This window comes from Segeticoccus rhizosphaerae (genome assembly GCF_009192725.1).
GTDB lineage: Bacteria > Actinomycetota > Actinomycetes > Actinomycetales > Dermatophilaceae > Segeticoccus > Segeticoccus rhizosphaerae.
Genome location: NZ_VOHR01000369.1, coordinates 1 through 3,328 on the forward strand (window position 1 = coordinate 1; position 3,328 = coordinate 3,328).

4 protein-coding genes are annotated in these 3,328 nt (G+C 72.6%); 1 reads left to right on the forward strand and 3 read right to left on the reverse strand.

Annotated features, from left to right (window positions below; translation table 11 throughout):
- From FRW57_RS19125 to FRW57_RS19135, 3 genes are all read right to left on the reverse strand, one after another.
- Positions 1-591: DUF7134 domain-containing protein (locus tag FRW57_RS19125; protein ID WP_420853269.1), on the reverse strand; the 591-nt coding region annotated here is incomplete at its 3' end.
- Positions 592-638: 47 nt separating this feature from the next.
- A complete protein-coding gene (locus FRW57_RS19130) occupies positions 639-1,526 on the reverse strand; it encodes a Gfo/Idh/MocA family protein (protein WP_203230419.1) in 888 nt (295 codons plus the stop codon).
- 68 nt (positions 1,527-1,594) lie between these two features.
- The gene (locus FRW57_RS19135; RefSeq protein WP_152186779.1) at positions 1,595-2,437 is read right to left on the reverse strand and encodes a RecB family exonuclease; all 843 of its coding nucleotides are present in this window, start codon (positions 2,435-2,437) and stop codon (positions 1,595-1,597) included.
- A gap of 42 nt (positions 2,438-2,479) precedes the next feature.
- On the opposite strand from FRW57_RS19135, the gene FRW57_RS19140 reads away from it, so the two are divergent.
- Positions 2,480-3,328 (forward strand): site-2 protease family protein (locus FRW57_RS19140; protein ID WP_152186780.1); only part of this gene is annotated, 849 nt, incomplete at its 3' end.

Genomic DNA, 3,328 nt, shown 5'->3' on the forward strand with positions numbered 1-3,328 from the left:
CCGTCGGTCCTCCTCGGCACGCGCGGCCCGCTCCTCGAGCGCCGCCACGTAGGCGGTGCGCACCCGCTGGAGGCGACCGAGGGCCCACGGGGCGAGCACTGTGGCCAGCAGGGCGCCGGCGATGAACAGCCGCAGGCCGGATCCCTGGAACGACCCCGAGGTGGCCCACTGCCCGGGCGACCACAGCCGGATCGTGGTGGCGAGCGCCCCCGCCAGGCTCAGTGCCAGCGCCGCCAGGGGCCACGGCGGGTGGGCGTGGGCGGCCACGGCATACAAAAGGATGGGAAAGACCAGGGCGGTCGGCAGCAGGATGGCCGGAAGCGGTCCGCCCGAGGCCACCGCTTCCCGGCCGTCCACGTCGGGGACGACGACCAGGACCAGCATGACGACGGCCACCCACGCGAAGGCCGGCAGGGGTCGGATGCGTCGCCACGCAACTGCGGCATGGGCCAGCACCATCAGGGACAGCACCGCCACGCGGCCACCGACGGGCCAGGTGGCCCCCAGGACGACCCTCGCGGAGGTGGGCAGCACCACAGCCGCCAGGACCACGGCCATCGCGACGTCGGGGACCAGCGGCCGGTCGCGCACCCAGGCGTCCACACGATCCCACCCACGAGACTCCCGGCCCATCTGAGTCAGCGAGCGCCGAGCGCGAGGTCGATCCGGTGAAGGAGCTCCACCACGTCGCGGCCGAATCGGACGCCGCACCGGTGGTCGGTTCGTGCCTCGCGGATCTGCCCGAGCAGCTCGGTCACCGCGCGCTGCTGCGCCACGACGACCTCGACCGAGCTGTCGGGACGAGCGTGCCAGCCCTGGGCGTCGTAGAACTCCAGACTGAAGCGGATCGCCTCCGGTGGCATGGTGAGGCTCAACTGGACGGTGCTGGTGGCGCCGCCCTCGTGGGTCAGCACGAAACTGACCAAGTCGTCGAAACCGCGGGCGCCGCCGATGTCCGCCACCGGGCCGAGCACCGGCAGCAGCGCGGAGAGGGCGTGGGGACCGACGTCCCACAGCGCACCTTCCTGCTGCCTCCACAGCGACTGCGCGTAGGGGTTCTGCGGCGTCCGCAGCGACGCCAGCCACTGCGCATGAGCACCGAGAGCGCCGCACTCGAGACGCTCCCGCAACCACGCTTCCCGCTCGGGCACGAACCGGTCGGTGAAGAACACCACGGTGCTGACACCGGCCTCCTCCACCGCCGCCAGCAGCCGGTCCGCGGCGGCCAGATCGGTGGCGACGGGCTTCTCCAGCAGCAGGTGCCGTCCGGCCGCGGCGGCACGCAGCGCGAGCTCGGCCTGCACCGCGGGAGGCACGGCGAAGGCCACCGCGTCGACCGCGTCGATGAGTGCCTCCACGTCGGCGTAGGACGTGACGCCGTGCGCGGCGGCGAGCTCGGTCGCCTTGCCCTGGTCGCGACCCCACACGCCCACCAGCTCAGCGTCGGGATGCCCTGCCAAGCCGGGGGCGTGCACCTCGCGGGCCCAGTGGCCGGTGCCCACCAGGCCGAACCTCGTCGGTTGCACGTGCACAGTATTCCTCTCGATCGCCATTCCTCTCGATCGCCGGGCCCACCCGCCGGGCCACGGCCGAGCTAGTCGTCGTCGGGGGAGGCCTCACCGGACCGGCTCGGGTCGAGCGCCAGGTCGGCGGCGTGCTCCGGCAGCGGCGGGGGAGTGCCGCCGAACGCCGGGCACAGCGCCCGGTGGTTGCACCAGTCGCACAGCCGGCTCTTGCTCGGCCGCCAGTCGCCCTCGCTCGCGGCCCGGGCGATCGCCACCCACAACGCCTTCAACTTGCGTTCGGTGGCCAGCAGGTCGCGCTCGTCGGGGACGTAGCGCACGATCTCGGAGTTGCCGAGGTAGACCAGCTGCAGCATGTCGGGCACCGTGCCCCGCAGCCGCCACAGCACCAGCGCGTAGAACTTCATCTGGAACAGCGCCTTGGACTCGAACCGCTCGGACGGGCTCTTGCCCGTCTTGTAGTCGACCACCCGGACCTCGCCCGTCGGCGCGACGTCGAGCCGGTCGACGTAGCCGCGCAGGGTCAGCCCGTCCAGCTCCGTCTCGACGTAGAGCTCACGCTCGGCCGGCTCGAGCCTGGTGGGGTCCTCGAGGGTGAACCAGCGCTCGACGAGTCCCGCCGCGTCCTCGAACCACTGCCGCAGCGCCTCCGGCTCGGACCCCACCAGCTCCCGCAGCTCCGGCTCGACCTCGAGCATCGCCTCCCACTGGGCAGGCAGCAGCGCGGTCGCCTCGGCGAGCGTGCGCCCGGTCGCCGGCAGGTCGAACAGACGCTCCAGCACGGAGTGCACGAGGGTGCCGCGGGCAGCAGCCGAGCTCGGCGGCTCGGGCAACTTGTCGATCACCCGGAAGCGGTAGAGCAGCGGGCACTGCATGAAGTCGGAGGCCCGGCTCGGGGACAGTGCGGCAACCATGCACCGCACTGTAGGCGGGGGCCCTGACATAGGCTCGACCGCATGACGAGCCAGGCGCCGCCGCCCTCACCTGCCGGCGGCGGCCCCGGCAACACCGTCAAGGCGAAGGCGCACCTCACCCCCCACGGCCTGCGGATCGGCAGCATCGCCGGCGTGCCCGTCTACCTCGGACGCACCTGGCCGGTCATCGTGCTGATCGTGGTGGCCACCTTCGGTCCCAGCCTGTCCCGGGCCCGTCCCGAGCTGGGCTGGCAGGCGTATGCCGTCGCGCTCGTCTACGCATTGCTGCTGCTCTTCTCGGTGCTCTTCCACGAGGCCGCGCACGCCGTGGTCGGGCGGTGGCGCGGCTACCAGGTGTCGCGGATCGTGGCCGACCTGTGGGGCGGGCACACGGCATACGACACCGCGGACTCGACCCCCGGGTCCAGCGCCCTGGTGAGTGTCGCCGGCCCGGTGGCCAACGGGATCCTGGCGCTGGTCGGCTGGTGGATCACCCCGATGCTGACCGGCGACATCCCGCACCTGCTGGGCCTGGCACTGCTGTGGACCAACGGGTTCGTCGCCCTGTTCAACCTGCTGCCCGGGCTGCCGCTGGACGGCGGCTTCCTGGTCGACTCCCTGGTCTGGAAGATCACCGGCAGCCGCGAGAAGGGCATGATCGCCGCCGGCTGGTGCGGACGGGCGGTGACTGCCGGTGTCCTGGTCTGGGTGATCATCCTGCCGCTGGCGCACGGCGAACAGCCTTCGCTGTTCACCATCATCTGGGGCGGCTTCATCGGCGCCTTCCTGTGGGCCGGGGCGACCCAGGCCATCCGCGCCGGGCGCTCCCGCCAGGTCCTCGAGCGCATCGCCATCGGGTCCGTATGGCGTCCGGCCGGCAGCGTGCGCGGC